The sequence below is a fragment of the Mycobacterium sp. IDUB_24 genome (assembly GCF_055419385.1).
The window spans coordinates 59,436-73,575 of the sequence record NZ_JBVAXO010000005.1; the positions used below are offsets into that span (position 1 = coordinate 59,436).

The 14,140-nt window shown below is 67.1% G+C and carries 14 protein-coding genes; 6 read left to right on the forward strand and 8 right to left on the reverse strand.

Annotated features, from left to right (window positions below; all coding sequences use genetic code 11):
* Positions 1 to 10 precede the first annotated feature (10 nt).
* On the reverse strand, positions 11 to 1,267 hold the full coding sequence (locus ACZYZF_RS18270; RefSeq protein ID WP_463836413.1) for a PE-PPE domain-containing protein: 1,257 nt from the start codon (positions 1,265 to 1,267) through the stop codon (positions 11 to 13).
* A gap of 105 nt (positions 1,268 to 1,372) precedes the next feature.
* The gene (locus ACZYZF_RS18275; RefSeq protein WP_463743764.1) at positions 1,373 to 1,873 is read right to left on the reverse strand and encodes a lipoprotein LpqH; all 501 of its coding nucleotides are present in this window, start codon (positions 1,871 to 1,873) and stop codon (positions 1,373 to 1,375) included.
* Between the two features lie 137 nt (positions 1,874 to 2,010).
* Here ACZYZF_RS18275 and ACZYZF_RS18280 point away from each other — a divergent pair, with 137 nt between their 5' ends.
* Positions 2,011 to 2,919, forward strand: a complete 909-nt coding sequence (locus ACZYZF_RS18280; protein ID WP_463836414.1) for a haloalkane dehalogenase — start codon at positions 2,011 to 2,013, stop codon at positions 2,917 to 2,919.
* Here the strand turns inward: ACZYZF_RS18280 and ACZYZF_RS18285 are convergent.
* A complete protein-coding gene (locus ACZYZF_RS18285; RefSeq protein WP_463743766.1) occupies positions 2,906 to 3,358 on the reverse strand; it encodes a lipoprotein LpqH in 453 nt (150 codons plus the stop codon). The two genes, ACZYZF_RS18280 and ACZYZF_RS18285, sit on opposite strands and share 14 nt — an antisense overlap.
* A gap of 66 nt (positions 3,359 to 3,424) precedes the next feature.
* Here ACZYZF_RS18285 and tgt point away from each other — a divergent pair, with 66 nt between their 5' ends.
* On the forward strand, positions 3,425 to 4,669 hold the full coding sequence (tgt, locus tag ACZYZF_RS18290; protein ID WP_463743767.1) for a tRNA guanosine(34) transglycosylase Tgt: 1,245 nt from the start codon (positions 3,425 to 3,427) through the stop codon (positions 4,667 to 4,669).
* Here tgt and ACZYZF_RS18295 read toward each other — a convergent pair.
* On the reverse strand, positions 4,599 to 5,810 hold the full coding sequence (locus ACZYZF_RS18295) for an MFS transporter (protein ID WP_463836415.1): 1,212 nt from the start codon (positions 5,808 to 5,810) through the stop codon (positions 4,599 to 4,601). The two genes, tgt and ACZYZF_RS18295, sit on opposite strands and share 71 nt — an antisense overlap.
* 119 nt (positions 5,811 to 5,929) lie before the next feature.
* Here ACZYZF_RS18295 and ACZYZF_RS18300 point away from each other — a divergent pair, with 119 nt between their 5' ends.
* From ACZYZF_RS18300 to ACZYZF_RS18310, 3 genes are read left to right on the forward strand one after another with little or no spacing between them, the layout of a single operon-like run.
* Positions 5,930 to 7,243, forward strand: a complete 1,314-nt coding sequence (locus ACZYZF_RS18300) for an acetyl-CoA hydrolase/transferase family protein (RefSeq protein ID WP_463836416.1) — start codon at positions 5,930 to 5,932, stop codon at positions 7,241 to 7,243.
* Positions 7,244 to 7,302: 59 nt separating this feature from the next.
* Positions 7,303 to 8,652 carry a hydroxysqualene dehydroxylase HpnE gene (gene hpnE / locus ACZYZF_RS18305; RefSeq protein ID WP_463836417.1) on the forward strand — a complete coding sequence of 450 codons (1,350 nt, stop codon included), beginning with the start codon at positions 7,303 to 7,305 and terminating at the stop codon, positions 8,650 to 8,652.
* Positions 8,649 to 9,236, forward strand: coding sequence for a TetR/AcrR family transcriptional regulator (locus tag ACZYZF_RS18310; RefSeq protein WP_463836418.1), 588 nt, complete (start codon positions 8,649 to 8,651; stop codon positions 9,234 to 9,236). The genes hpnE and ACZYZF_RS18310 overlap by 4 nt, the downstream gene beginning before the upstream one ends.
* Here the strand turns inward: ACZYZF_RS18310 and ACZYZF_RS18315 are convergent.
* From ACZYZF_RS18315 to ACZYZF_RS18330, 4 genes are read right to left on the reverse strand one after another with little or no spacing between them, the layout of a single operon-like run.
* Positions 9,233 to 9,997: an amino acid ABC transporter ATP-binding protein gene (locus tag ACZYZF_RS18315; protein ID WP_463836419.1), complete on the reverse strand. Its 765-nt coding sequence runs from the start codon at positions 9,995 to 9,997 to the stop codon at positions 9,233 to 9,235. The two genes, ACZYZF_RS18310 and ACZYZF_RS18315, sit on opposite strands and share 4 nt — an antisense overlap.
* Entirely contained in the window at positions 9,994 to 11,466 is a 1,473-nt protein-coding gene (locus ACZYZF_RS18320) for an ABC transporter permease subunit (protein WP_463836420.1), read from the reverse strand. Before ACZYZF_RS18320 ends, ACZYZF_RS18315 begins: the two co-directional genes overlap by 4 nt.
* Before the next feature lie 44 nt (positions 11,467 to 11,510).
* Positions 11,511 to 12,392 carry a tRNA glutamyl-Q(34) synthetase GluQRS gene (gluQRS, locus tag ACZYZF_RS18325; protein ID WP_463836421.1) on the reverse strand — a complete coding sequence of 294 codons (882 nt, stop codon included), beginning with the start codon at positions 12,390 to 12,392 and terminating at the stop codon, positions 11,511 to 11,513.
* Between the two features lie 13 nt (positions 12,393 to 12,405).
* A complete protein-coding gene (locus tag ACZYZF_RS18330; RefSeq protein ID WP_463743775.1) occupies positions 12,406 to 12,774 on the reverse strand; it encodes a hypothetical protein in 369 nt (122 codons plus the stop codon).
* A 50-nt stretch (positions 12,775 to 12,824) separates the two neighbouring features.
* Between ACZYZF_RS18330 and ACZYZF_RS18335 the strand changes: the two genes are divergently transcribed.
* Positions 12,825 to 14,126 carry a carboxylesterase family protein gene (locus tag ACZYZF_RS18335; protein WP_463836422.1) on the forward strand — a complete coding sequence of 434 codons (1,302 nt, stop codon included), beginning with the start codon at positions 12,825 to 12,827 and terminating at the stop codon, positions 14,124 to 14,126.
* The last annotated feature ends 14 nt before the right edge of the window (positions 14,127 to 14,140 follow it).

A 14,140-nucleotide genomic window follows, 5' to 3' on the forward strand; every position in this document is an offset into this window, starting at 1 on the left:
ACATCAGAGCCTAAGCGGCCTTGTCCGTGCCCGACGCCCGTTGCGGCTTGGCCCGGTGCTTGGGCTCGGACTTGGGCCCAGGCTTGAGTCTGTCCTTGACGGTCTTCCCGACGTCGGACATGGCGTTGCGCACGTCGTCGTGCCGCTGTGTCGGGGTGCGCTTGACGGGCTTCTTCGGGGCCTCGGCCTTGTCTGTCACCGAAGGTGATGTCTTAGAAGGCAATCCGCCCCTGAAGTTGTCCGCACCCTGTTGCAGAGCGTCGGGCAGCTGATTCAGGGTTTCGGCAATCCGCTTCGGTGGCGTGATCAGCGAGAAGCGCGTCGGTGTTGCGGGGTCGGAGTAGTCGCGATCGGTGTAGCCCATGTCGACGGCGAGCTTGAGCGTCGGCTCGATCGCGCCGAGCACCGGCTCGGTGAATTCCGTGGTGTGCAGCGCGGTCGACACGTCGCGGATCGGCTGCAGCAGGGGCAGATGTTCGGTCTTGACCAGGATGTAGGTGTCGTTGCCGCCACCCGGTGTGTTGACCGTCTTCACGATGACCGCGTCCGGGTCGTTGAGGTCGGTGGCGTCCGGGGTCGGATCGCCGTGCAGATAGAAGAAGCCGGCCGCGGCGTTGGCCACAGACAGTGGGTTGGCGTAGGCCGGGAAGTCGCCGACGGGGTCGTACTCGATGGTGATGAAAGTTTCGTCGTACGGCGACTGTTCGGCTGCGCCGGTACTGGTGAATCCGAGCAGACCGAGTGGTCCCAGATCGGGGAAGCGGGCGTAGATACCGCCGTTGGGAACCGTGGGCGCTGCGATGTACACGAACTTCAGCGCGTCGGTGCCGTGGCCGCCCTGGGCGTCGAGTTCGCGCTTGTATTTCTCGGCGAGGATGGTGCCCTCGGAGTAACTGACGATATAGACGGTGCCGTCCTCGCCGACGTGGTCGCGCGCCACGCCCACTTGCTGGATCAACGGCTCACGGCCCTGCGCCACACTGTCGTCGATCGGCAACGTGGCCGGATAGTTGACGCCGTAGAAGCGACCGTCAGCCGGTTCGGCGTACCCACCGTTGTACGGCACGTAGTTGCGCTGGAACTTGTTCTGGATCCGGTCGCTGGTCGGATTGTTCGCCCCGCCGACGCCGACGACGGCATAGCTGCCCGGAAGGGTGGCCGCCAGCGCGTCGGCGACATGTCCGAACGTGAGTACCGCCGCCAGGCCCGCGGTGGCACCCGCCACTACGGCGGCGGATGAACGCGCGCGCTTCCGGTGACTGGCCACGTTGCTCCTCATGTCGTCCGGGTGAAACGACTGAGAACGGAGCGTGGGCCCGGGATCAGTCCGGGCCCACACTATGCCAGATGTTTGCCAAAAATGACCCGATCGCTACGGGCAGGAGACTTCCAGCTCGAAAGGCTTGGTCACCTGGTTCATTCCGTCCAGACCCGTTGCCTCACCCTTGACCGTGTACTTGTTGCCATCCTTGGTGGCTTCGGCGCTGCCGCCGGGCACACCGGGCGTGTAGCCGAGGCTGACGCCGTCGATATTGCCGAGTGCCACTGCGGTCACCGACGGCTGGTCGCCCTCGCTGAGCGTGGCGCTGACTCCGGACATGCCCTGTCCCACCGTCAGGCTGACATTGCCCGCAACCGTGGCGCACACGACCGTGCCCTCGAGCTTGTGGTCCGTGCCGTCGATGGAGACCCGCGCGGTGCCCGCACCTGTGGTCGCCTTGGCATCGCCGGCCTCGACCGATGCGGTCGCCGACGCCGATGCGGTCGCCTTCGTGTCGCTGGAGCTGTCTTTCTTGTCGCTCGATGAACAGCCGGACAGGCCGGCGATGACGATCGCGGCGCCGCCGACGGCTACCAGGAACTCACGCTTCACCAGGATCTCCTCAGGGTTGCGCAGCCCGCTTTCAGTGGCGGGCTGTCAGGCAGAAGTATTGGGGTTCGTGCAGGTCGTGGGCATGCGATTGGTCGAATTGTTCGCAACGGCCGCGGGCTGGTCGTAAGTTCAGCACCATGCAGACGTTGCGCACTCCAGACGACCGGTTCGGTAACCTGCCTGAGTTTGCTTATCTACCAGAGTATTCCGAGATCGATGACGGCGACGGTGGTCGATTTCGGGTGGCCTGGGTGCAGGCCGGTCCACCGGAGGCCGACCCGGTGCTGTTGTTGCACGGGGAACCATCCTGGTCGTTTCTGTACCGGCGAATGATCCCGATCCTGACCGCGGCGGGCCATCGCGTCGTATGCCCCGACTTGGTCGGCTTCGGCAGATCGGACAAACCCACGCGCATCGAGGATCACACCTATGCCCGGCACGTCGAGTGGATGCGGACGCTGGTCTGCGATGTCCTGGACCTGCGGCGGGTGACCCTGGTCGGTCAGGACTGGGGTGGTCTGATCGGGCTCCGCCTGGCGGCCGAGAATCCCGACCGGTTCGCCGATATCGTCGTCGCCAACACGGGACTGCCCAGCGGTGACATTCCCATGCCGGAGATCTGGTGGCAGTTCCGCACGGCCATCCAGAACCTGCCGACGATCGACGTCGGCAGGTTCGTGGAGGCGGGGTGCCGTCGCCCGGTCAGCGACGAGGTCAGGGCAGCGTACGGCGCCCCGTTCCCGGACGACACCTTTTGCGCGGGTCCGCGCGCGATGCCCGGTCTGGTTCCCACCACACCCGACGACCCTGCTGCCGCCGCCAACCGGTCAGCTTGGAAAGCGTTGGCGGCCAGTGAAACCCCGATGCTGGTGGCGTTCAGCGACGGTGACCCGATCACCGGAGCCATGGCGCCCATCTTCCAGCGGGAGATGCGCGGCGCGCAGGGTATCGAGCACCCGGTGATCGCGAATGCCGGTCATTTCCTGCAGGAAGATGCCGGCGAGGAGCTCGCCGGGGCGATAGTGACCTTCCTCAGGGGCAGGTGACGGCGATGTCGAACGGCATGTCCACCGGCGCGCCCGGTTCGTTGGGATCGATGCCCATGCCGTTGCCGGTGATCGTGTAGCCCTTGCCGTCGCGCGCGGCCACGACCGGCGCGCTCGACAGGCCGGAGAGGTAGGTCAGCGAAGCGCCTTCACCGTTCACATCGCCGATGTTCACCGACTGCACCACCGGTGCTTCCCCGTCGGTCAGCGCCACGGAGGCCGGCATGTTGCCGTTGATGCTGATCGTGGTCAGTCCTTCCTTGGTCTCACAAGCGACGCTGGTGACCGGGCCGGCGTCGTTGGGACCGAAGGTGACCCGGCCCCCGCCGGATTTCCCTGAAGAAGAACCCGATTCCTGCGACGAGCATCCGGCGACTGCGGCCAGACAAACAGCAAATCCGGCGGCGATGACAATGGGGCGGCTCAGGACCAAATTCACGTCCGCAGTATGGACGCGTCCGCCCCCGTGACGGAAATCGGACGCGCATCCGGTTGAATACCTGGTGTGGACCAGCCGTATTTCACCGTGGAGGCCGAGTTGCCCGGCCGACTCGGCCGGGTCGGGACCATTCACACTCCGCATGGCGATATCCGCACCCCGGCGTTCGTTGCGGTCGGCACCGCGGCCACCGTGAAATCGGTCCTTCCCGAGACCATGAAACAGCTTGGCGCCCAAGCGGTCCTGGCCAACGCCTATCACCTGTACCTACAGCCGGGCCCGGACGTCGTGGCCGAGGCCGGCGGGCTCGGGGCGTTCATGAACTGGCCAGGCCCGACCTTCACCGACAGCGGCGGCTTCCAGGTGATGTCGCTGGGTGTCGGGTTCAAGAAGGTCCTGGCGATGGACACCGCACGGCTGAAGAACGACGACATCATCGCCAAGGGCAAGGAACGGCTGGCTGTCGTGGACGACGACGGCGTCACGTTCCGCTCCCACCTGGACGGTTCGAAACACCGGTTCACCCCGGAGGTGTCGATCGGCATCCAGAACAAGCTGGGTGCCGACATCATCTTCGCGTTCGACGAGCTGACCACGCTGGTCAACACCCGCGCCTACCAGGAAAGCTCGGTGCAGCGCACCCATGAGTGGGCGGCGCGGTGCCTGGCCGAGCATCACCGGCTGCAGGCTCTGTCGCCGGAGCGGCCGCGTCAGGCGTTGTTCGGGGTGGTGCAGGGTGCCCAGTACGAGGATCTGCGCCGGCAGGCCGCGAGCGGCCTGGCCGCGATCGGACAGGAGGCCGGGCCGGCCGAGGGGCTCAGCTTCGACGGCTACGGCATCGGCGGCGCGCTGGAGAAGCAGAATCTGGCAACCATCGTCGGTTGGGTCAGCAGTGAACTGCCCGCGGACAAGCCTCGGCACCTGCTCGGTATCAGCGAGCCCGATGACCTGTTCGACGCGGTGGCCGCCGGGGCCGACACCTTCGACTGTGTGTCGCCGTCGCGAGTGGCGCGCAATGCGGCGGTGTACTCGGCGACGGGGCGGTACAACATCACCGGGGCCCGGTACAAGCGGGACTTCACCCCGATCGACGCCGAATGCGATTGTTACACCTGCGCCAACTACTCGCGCGCCTATATCCGCCACCTGTTCAAGGCCAAGGAGATGTTGTCGGCGACGCTGTGCACGATCCACAACGAGCGGTTCGTGATCCGGCTGGTCGACCGGATCCGGGCGTCGATCATCGCTGGTGAGTTCGATGAGCTGCGGGCTGATGTGCTGGGTCGGTACTACGGGACTTCTGTGCGCTGAGCAGTATCGCGAGAGCGATCGCCGCGGCGGTGACACCTGCGGTCGCCGGCCAACCCAGCCAACCGACGGCGGCTGCGCCGAAGGCCGTACCGAGGCTGCCGCCCACGAAGTACACCACCATGTAGGCGCTGTTGAACCGGGCGGGCGCGGCAGGGTCGATTGCCAGAACAGTGCTCTGATTGGCCACCTGGGCGGCGAACAGTCCGGCGTCGAACACGGCGAGACCGGCAAGAGTGACCACCGGATTCGACAGACCTACGGCGAGGACGACCGCGGCCGAACCGGCGAGGATCAGCCCGACCATCGTGACCCGTCGTGCGCCGACCCGGTCGGTCCAGACACCGGCGATGCGGGTGGCGACAATGCCGAGCAGGCCGGCAAGGGCGTACATGCCGATCCGTTCGGCCGAGTAGGAGTACGGCGGTTGTGCCAGCGCGACTGCGAGGCCGGCCCACACCGCGCAGAAAGCGAAGAACCAGAGCGCGCCGCGCACCGCGGCGATGCGCAACGTCGGGAACCTCAGGTACAGGCCGGGCAGACTACGAAGCGTCTCCAGGTAGCTGCTGGTGGCCGAACCGGCCGTGGCGGGCAGTGTCCGCAATGCGACCACCGCGGCGGCAGCGCATGCGAGCGCGAAGGCGAGCAGGCCGCCACGCCATCCCGCCACTTCCGTCAGCCAGCCGCCGGCGATTCGGCCACCGATGATCCCGGCCGAAATGCCCGCTGTCACAACGCCCAGCGCAGTTGCCCGACGGCCCTCCGGGACGAAGCGCGCCGTGATCGAACTCAACTGTGCGCCGACGGTGGAACAGGCGCCGATGATGCCGACCGTGAGCCCCAACATCCACAGACCACCTGCGGCGGCGTTGGCCGCCAAGGCTGCGGCCAAGGCGCCGAACTGTGCAGCCAGAAGGTAGTTCGGTCGGAACCGGTCGACGAGCGGTACCAACGTCGCGAGCCCAAGCAGGTAGCCGACGGGACCGCACGCCAGCGCGACGCCGACCTGGGCCACCGAGATGTCAAGACTGCCAGCGACATCGGATATCGCCGGTTGCAGAGGATAGCTGGCGCCGGTGCCCAGTGCTGCGGCAATCGCCATGAACCACACGGTGATTCGGCGCATTTCAGGCTGCGGTGTCATGCCGCTGACGTTATGAGTCCACGCGCGGGGGTGCTGGCGGGAATCGGACCATGCGGTGTGGCAAGCCTGAGGCGTTCGGGCGGGTGTACAAATGCGGTGGCTCACGGAAGAGTGACGCCATGCCGGAAGAGCTCACCGCCCAACAGGCCGCCACCCGCCTGGCGCCCGCCGACACGCTCGGGATCCCACTGGGGCCCGGCCAGCCTCCGGCGTTCCTGCGGGCCCTCGGCGAGCGCACGGATTGGACGGACCTGCGCGTCTACGGTGCGCTGCTCGGGGTCGGCACCGAACTGTTCACCCGTCCGGGCGTCCATTACCTATCCGGCTTCTACGGTCCTTTCGAGCGGATGCTGCGGGATATGGGCGCCGATGTGGAGTTCGCGCCGGCGGACTTCCGTCGGTTCGCCCCGCTGCTCCAGAGCCAGGCGCCGCGCGTGGTGACGACCGTTGCGGCGCCGCCCGACGCGGATGGTTGGTGCTCCCTGTCGCTGCACGCGGGGGCCACGGTCGGCGAATTGCGCCGCGCGGGTGCCGATCCGCAACGGCTACTCGTCGTCGAGGTGTCCGATGCCTATCCACGAACGTTCGGCCTCGACGATTACCGCCATGCACTGCACGTCGACGAGATCGACATCCTGGTGCAGTCCACCGACGCACCGCTCGCGCTGCCCGTGGCCTCGCCCACCGACGTCGACAGGGCGATTGCGAGGCACGCCGTCGCGTACGTCCCGTCCGGCGCGACGCTGCAGACGGGTATCGGCTCAATTCCCAGCCAGATCGCGGCACTGCTCGCCGACGGGGACGGGGGAGGTTACGGGCTGCACAGCGAGATGTTCACCGATGGGTGCATGCAGTTGCACCGTGCGGGCAAGGTCACCAACGTCGGGAAAGGCCTGTACGAGGGTGTGAGCGTGACGACTTTCGCGTTCGGCTCGACCGAGCTCTACGCGTGGCTGGACGGCAACTCCGACGTCGCGTTCCTGCCGGTCGAGATCGTCAACGCGCCGGAGGTGATCGGCGCCAACAACGACATGGTCACGATCAACGGCGCGCTCGGGGTCGATGTCCACGGCCAGGTTGTCGCGGACACCATCGCCGGCGACCAGTTCAGCGGGATCGGTGGCGCCGAGGATTTCGTGGCCGGTGCCGGCCTTGAGCTGTCGGACCGTTCGTTGATCTGCCTGCCCTCGACGTTCGAGAAGGACGGGGTGCTCCAGTCGCGGATCGTGCCGTGGTTCGGCCCCGGGGCGGTGATCACCACTCCGCGACATCAGGTCGATGTGATCGTCACCGAGTACGGCGCAGCCGAACTGGAGGGCAGGACGGTCCGCGAGCGCGGCGAGGCCCTGGCCGCGATCACACACCCGCAGTTCCGAGACGAAATGTTGGCCGCCGCTGAGCGTGCGGCACAGGGACGTTCGCCCGTCCGATAACGCCCGCGTGCCCGTCGACTAACTTACAATTTGTAACTTAGTCGACGGAGGGCTGCAGCATGGGCGAACGCTATGTGGTGATCGGCGGTGGGCTGGCGGGATTGGCTGCCGCGGTGTGGCTGAGTGAAGCTGGAAAAAACGTCACCTTGCTCGAGCGCCGTGGCCGCCTGGGCGGACGCACCCACGCGATGCGGGCCGACGAGGTAGACGACGTCCCCGACAACGGTCAGCACGTGATCGCCAGCGGCTACCAACACCTTTACCGATACCTGACCAGCGTCGGCACCCGGCAGCACATCGCCTTCCCGAAATCGTCGACATTGCGGTGGCCTGACGGGCGCAAGGTCACCATGCAGACCACGGGCGCCGGGGCGGTCCGCACCCTGCTCGGGGTTCACCCCGACGCGAGCTGGGCCGACCGGTTGCGCGCCGCCCGTGCCACCTTGCGGCTCGGCTGGCAGGCCCTGCATCAGCCGGCAGACCTGGCCGACCTCACCACGGAACAGTGGTTCGAGCGCGTCGGCATGCCCGCCCCCGCACGAGAAGCCTTGTGGGACTGGCTTGCCCTGGGTATTGCCGCCGAGCCGGTGGCCCGCGAATCGGCCAAGGTCTTCGCCAACGTGATGGCCACCGGTATCCGCCTCGGGATCGCCCACCGCACGCCCGTCACCATCGGCTACCCCACGGTCGACCTCGACACCCTCTACGTCGACGGAGCGTTGAAGGTCTTCGCCGAACGCGGTGTCGACGTGCGCTACCGCGCGGTCGCACGACGGATCCGCATCGAGAACGGCACCGTCACCGGCGTGCTCCTTGCCGACGGAACCGAGGTACCCGCCGACGCCGTGGTCTGCGCGGTTCCGAACTCCAACATCGGCGGCCTGCTCGACGACCTGCCGGAGCATCCCGAGATCTATGCGGCTGCAGACAAACTCGGTTACACACCCATCGTCAGCACCAATCTCTACCTCGATCGTCCGTTGGGCACCGAGTCGGCGTTCGAGGGGCTGATCGGCGGAACCGGGGTGATCGACGAGGTGTTCGACCGCCAGATCATGCATGGCCGTAACACCGACCGGTCCTGGCTGTACTGCCTGACCACCAGTGGCGCCTACGAGCAGATCCACAAGAGCAACGACGAGATCGTCGACGAGCAGGTGGCGTTGTTGCGCCGGTACTACCCGGCGGCACGGGAGGCGAAAGTGCTTCAGGCTCAGGTGGTCAAGATGCCGAAGGCGACCTTTTCGCAGGTGGTCGGCACGGACGGGCTGCGCCCGCCGCAACGGACCTCGGTGCCGTCGTTGGTGCTGGCCGGCGACTGGACGGCCACCGACTGGTCGGCGACCATGGAGAGCGCGGTGCAGAGCGCGGCGAATGCGGTAGCCCTGTTACTGGAATTCCGGCAATGACCCGCCGCCGGCTCAGCGGCGCGGATCGCAGGGCACAGTTGCTCGACGTCGCGCGCGACATCGTCGCCGAAGGTGGCTACCCCGCATTGACCGTCGAGCAGGTTGCGAGCCGGTCGGGGATCACCAGAACCGTTGTCTACCAACAGTTCACTGATCTGGCCGGGCTCACCACCGCGCTTCTGGACCGTGAGTCGGCGGTCGCGTTCGCCGGCATGAGTACCGTGGACCAGCCCGACCTCGATCCCGAGCAGCTCGGCAGGGGGATTCTGGCCTACCTGCATGATGCGCCGACGAGTTGGCGCATCATCTTGCGGCCGCCCGACGGCGCGCCCCCGCAGGTGCGCGAACGCATCGAAGTGGGCCGCCGTTACGCCAGGAAGGTCGCGGCGCGGCCGCTCTCGGTGGCTGCCGGCGTGGACGTCGACCCGGACGGGACCACGGTGCGAATCCTGTTGTCGGCGATCGAGGAGCTCGCCCGCGTACACCTGGAGAATGCGGGCGACCATCCTGACGACGAGGTGCTGACCTATCTGCGCTCGCTTGTCGAGTGGGCGGTCGCCGTTGAACGGGTACCGAACGGCTAGAGCGGGTTGAGGATCCGCTGCAGGAACTGGCGGGTGCGCTCTTCCTTGGGGTCTCCGATCACGGCGGCGGGTGGCCCCTGCTCCAGGATCACGCCGCGGTCGGTGAACAGCACCTGATCGGAAACCTGTCGGGCGAACTGGATTTCGTGCGTGACGATCACCAGCGTCCAGCCTTCGACGGCCAGGTCCCGGATCACCGCGAGCACCTCGCCGACCAGTTCGGGATCCAGTGCCGAGGTCGGTTCGTCGAACAGCACCACTTTCGGTTTCAACGCGAGTGCCCGGGCGATCCCGACGCGCTGTTGCTGGCCACCCGAGAGCTGGTACGGATACTTGTCCTGGTGGTCGGACAGCCCGACCTGACGCAATAGCTCGGTAGCCTCGGCCAGCACCTCCTCCCGCGGCCGTTTCTGCACGACGAGCGGCCCCTCGGTGACGTTCTGCAGCACGGTCTTGTGCGGAAACAGGTTGTGGGACTGGAACACAAAGCCGCTCTGTGCCCGGTAGCGACGCAGCTGATCCTTGGGGACCGGCTTGGCGAAGTCGAGTTCGCTGTCACCGACCCGGATCACGCCGGAGTCGGCGACATCGAGCGCGTTGAGGGTGCGCAGCAGCGTGGTCTTCCCCGAACCCGAGGGGCCGATGACCGTCGTCGCGGTGCCGCGCGGCACGGTGAACGAAACACCCTTGAGCACCTGCACGTCGCCGAACGCCTTGTGCACGTCGGTGGCGACGATCCGGTCTTCGCGTTCTGTGGTCATCGCGCAACGTGCCTTTCCAGTCGGCGCTCGAGGCGACTCTGGCCGAACGACAACACGAGGCAGATCACCCAGTAGTAGATCGCGGCCGTGCCGTAGAGGGCGAAGAACTCGAACGTCGGTGCCGCGACGATCTGGGCCTGCCGCAGCAGTTCGGTCACCAATATTGTTGAGGCCAGGGAAGTGTCCTTCACCAGCGAGATCAAGGTGTTCGACAGCGGTGGCACCGCGACCCGGGCCGCCTGCGGCAGAATGATGCGACGCAGGGTGCCGGTGTAGTTGAGGCCGATCGTCTCGGCGGCCTCCCATTGTCCCTTCGGGATGCTCTGGATCGCCGAGCGGATGATCTCGGCCGCGTAGCCGCCGACGTTGAGGCTGAACGCGATCACCGCCGCCGGGAACGGGTCGATCTTGACCCCGAACTCGGGCAGCGCGAAGAACACGATGAACAACTGCACCAGCAGTGGGGTCCCGCGGATGATCGAGATGTAGAAGCGGGCGATGTTGCTCAGCACCACATTCGGCGACAGCCGGGCCAGTGCCACGGCCAGGGCGATGACCAGGCCGATGGCGAAGCTGATGATCGTCAACGGAATGGTCATCGTCAGAGCCGCTTTGGCCAGCGGCCACAGGTTGTCGGCGATCAGCCGCCCCGTCGAATGTGTGCGCGCGGGTGCACCTTCTTCGGGTGCCCCCGAAGCGTTGGCCTTGAGGTATTTCTGCGAGATGGCGGCCAGGGTGCCGTCGGCCCGCAACTGGTCGAGTGCGGTGTTGAGTTCGGGCAGCAGGCCGCTGTCCTTGCGCGCGGCGAAGCCCTGTTCGCTCTTCTCTCCCACGGTGCCTGCGATCTTCACCGACTTGTCGTTGGTCTCGGCCAGATATGCGTAGACGGCGATGCTGTCGTTGACCACGACATCGACCCGGCCCTGGTTGAGGAGCTTGATGGCCTGGGTGAACCCTTCGACCGCTTCCACCCGGGCGCCGGCCTTACGAGCGATCTCCGACCAGTTGCTGGTGGCGTTCTCGGCGGCGACCTTGCCTTTCAGGTCCGCGAGCGACTTGATCGTGTTGTCGTCGGCGCGGGTGACGATCACGCCTTCGCCGATCGAGTAGGGCTGGGACAGGTCATATTTGGCCTGCCGTTCGGGCGTGATCGTGACCTCGTTGGCCACCACGTCGAACCGGTTGGCCTCGAGCGCGGCGAAGATGGAATCCCACGGTGTCTCGACGAATTCGACTCTTACGCCGAGGTTGTCGCCAACCGCGCGGGCGACGTCGACGTCGTAGCCGACGAGTTGACCCGTGGCGGTGTCGTGGTAGCTGAACGGCGAGTACACGCCTTCGGTGCCGACCCGCAGCACGCCGGCCGAACTCAGCGGTTCGTCGGTATTGCCCGTCTTCGGCCCGCAGGCGGCCAGCAGTACCGCGACGATCAGCAGGAGCCCCAGCAGTGGAATTCGTCGGGAGCGCACTGCCGGACGCTAACAGGGGCGCGAGCTGTTCTGCAGGTTTCTGCTCAGCCCGGCTGGTATATCCACGGATGCCGTGGCAGCGCGCCCGGGTCGAACCGGTCGAGCATGCCGTCGACGTTCAGCGCGGGCCATCCCAGCGACGCGCTGATCTGCTCCAATGCCCGGTCGACGCCGATCTCGGCCAGGGTGACCGCCCCGTCGCGTTTGGCCAGCCGGGCGCCGTCTTCGTTGAGCACCAGCGGAACGTGGGCGTAAAGGGGTTCCGGGTAGTCCAGCAGCCGGGCCAGATACGCCTGGCGCGGTGACGAGCTCAACAGGTCGTCGCCCCGCACCACCTGGTCGACGCCGGAGGCGGCGTCATCGACCACCACGGCCAGGTTGTAGGCGGGCACGCCGTCGCCGCGACGTACCACGAAGTCGTCGATGATCCCGGTGTATGTGCCGTGCAGCAGGTCGGTCACGGTGCCGACGAATGTTTCGGTGCGGAGCCGCAGCGCGGGCGGACGGCCGGTTTCGGCTCGGCGCTGTGCGCGTTCGGCCTCGGTGAGGTCCCGGCAGGCACCCGGGTACGCGCCTTCGGGGGCATGCGGAGCCCGCGGCGCTTGCGCGATATCTTTTCGGCTGCAATAGCATTCGTACACCGCGCCACGTTCGGACAACTCGCCGATCACCGCGTCGTAGCGGTCCTGGTGGCCGGTCTGCCACTCCGGTGGCTCGTCCCACGTCAGCCCGATCGCGGCCAGGTCGGCCACTTGCCGCGTACCGATCTCGGGAAACGTGCGGTCATCGAGATCCTCGACCCGCAGCAGGAACCGGCGCCCGGTGGACCGGGCGAACAACCAGGCCAGCACCGCGGTGCGCAGGTTGCCGATGTGCAGGTCAGCCGACGGGCTCGGCGCAAACCGCCCGGCGGGGGTTGGGCTCACGCCCGCAATCTAGCTAATCGCGGTCCCAGGGCGCAGTCTCGCCCATCTTCTTGTAGTACTTCGCCAGGTGGCTTTTCACCCGGTCGATGTCCTCCTTGGGAAGATCGACACCACCGCGGGCGCCGTCCATGATTCCGCCGGCAGCCATCACCCCACGCGGCACGGCCTCGAGCTTGCCGCCGACCACGTCGGCGATCAGCAGCTTGTACGCGGTGAAGTTGTCCTTCTCGTCCTTGTCGTACCAGACATGCGCGTCGCGGTATTTCTGGTTGGGTTCGTCCTGCGCATCGGCCCATTTGCGGACCCGTTTGTCGGCGGCGTCGCCGTCCCACTCCCGGTCCCGATCAGCCAGCGGCAGGTCCTGAAATGCGGTTACAGACATGCTGTTGGCATGCCCGGCTACGGGCGCCGGTAAACGCTAGCGTTGGGCGGGTGCGGGAGCGACACATCACAGGCGGCACGATCCAGGTTGAACACGAGGACGGGCTGGTACGTGCGCGGGGCGTGCGCTACGGCACGGCCAGACGATTCGCGGTCGCCGAACCGCCCGCGGCCTGGTCGGGGGTTCGGGACGCCACCCAGTCGGGTCCGGCCTGCCCGCAGCGGCCGTCGCGGCTGGGTTGGGTGACCGGCAACGTGCTCGATGGCCTGTCGACGGACGAGAACTGTCTGGTGCTGACCGTCACGGCACCGGCCGATGCGCAGCGGCTCCCGGTCATGGTGTGGTTCCACGGCGGTGCCTACGTCGCGGGCAGTGGAGAGTCGGCCAAGTACGACGCCGGTGCCCTGGCCCGCGCCGGCGACGTGGTGGTGGTCAATGTGAGTTACCGGCTCGGCATCTTCGGCTATCTGGCGCCACCCGGGGCAGGTGAGGACAACCTGGGTCTGCGTGACCAGATCCTGGCGCTGCGCTGGGTGCACGACAACATCGCCGCGTTCGGCGGCGACGCAGCCAACGTCACCGCATTCGGTCAGTCGGCGGGCGCCCACTCCGTGTGGTCGTTGATGTTGTGCAAGGACGCGGCCGGGCTGTTCCACCGCGCGATCCTGCAGAGCGCCCCGCTGGAACTGGACCGCGGGCGCGACGACATGGCGCAGAAGATGGGCGCGGCCATGGCCACCTCGCTCGCCGGTGCCGATCCGGCCGAGGTGAGCGTCGACCGGTTGCTGGCCGCCGAAGGCGCTGCAGTGGCCGCCGCGCAGGGGTTGGGTCTCCTCAGCGGTCTCGCGTTCTCGCCGCGGCTCGGCCGGGGGCCGCTGCCGGACCCCGGGGACGTGCCCGACGCCATCGCCGACGCTGCCGGTCGCATCGAGCTGCTGATCGGCTATACGAAGGATGACGCCGCGCCGTTCGTCGCGATGGATCCTCGGGTGGCCAGGCTCAACCGGGTGCCTGTCCTCGGCAGGGTCGCGGTCCGGGCCGGTTCGAAATCGATCACGAAACAGGCGTTCGCCGGCCCCTCCGAACGCCTGGCCGAGGCGTGGCAGACGCACGGCGGCCGGGTGGGCACCTATCGTTTCGACTGGACACCTGAGGGTGCCCCGCTGGGCGCCTGCCATTGCATGGAGTTGCCGTTCCTGTTCGGTTCACCCCAGACCTGGGCGGATGCCCCGATGCTCGGCCCGCAGCGGGCGATCGACAAACAGCTTTCCTCCGAGATGCGTACTCGCTGGACACAATTCGCTCACCACGGCGTCGAATCGTTGAGCGCGCCGTCGCTGCGGTTCGGCTGAGCCGGTGGTCGCCG

Excerpts from the sequence above, each read along its gene's own strand:
- ACZYZF_RS18330 (WP_463743775.1), bottom strand. The coding sequence starts at position 12,774 with ATGTCTGTAACCGCATTTCAGGACCTGCCGCTGGCTGATCGGGACCGG.
- ACZYZF_RS18315 (WP_463836419.1), bottom strand. The coding sequence starts at position 9,997 with ATGACCACAGAACGCGAAGACCGGATCGTCGCCACCGACGTGCACAAG.
- ACZYZF_RS18295 (WP_463836415.1), bottom strand. The coding sequence starts at position 5,810 with ATGACACCGCAGCCTGAAATGCGCCGAATCACCGTGTGGTTCATGGCG.
- ACZYZF_RS18280 (WP_463836414.1), top strand. The coding sequence starts at position 2,011 with ATGCAGACGTTGCGCACTCCAGACGACCGGTTCGGTAACCTGCCTGAG.
- hpnE (WP_463836417.1), top strand. The coding sequence starts at position 7,303 with ATGGGCGAACGCTATGTGGTGATCGGCGGTGGGCTGGCGGGATTGGCT.
- ACZYZF_RS18310 (WP_463836418.1), top strand. The coding sequence starts at position 8,649 with ATGACCCGCCGCCGGCTCAGCGGCGCGGATCGCAGGGCACAGTTGCTC.
- ACZYZF_RS18300 (WP_463836416.1), top strand. The coding sequence starts at position 5,930 with ATGCCGGAAGAGCTCACCGCCCAACAGGCCGCCACCCGCCTGGCGCCC.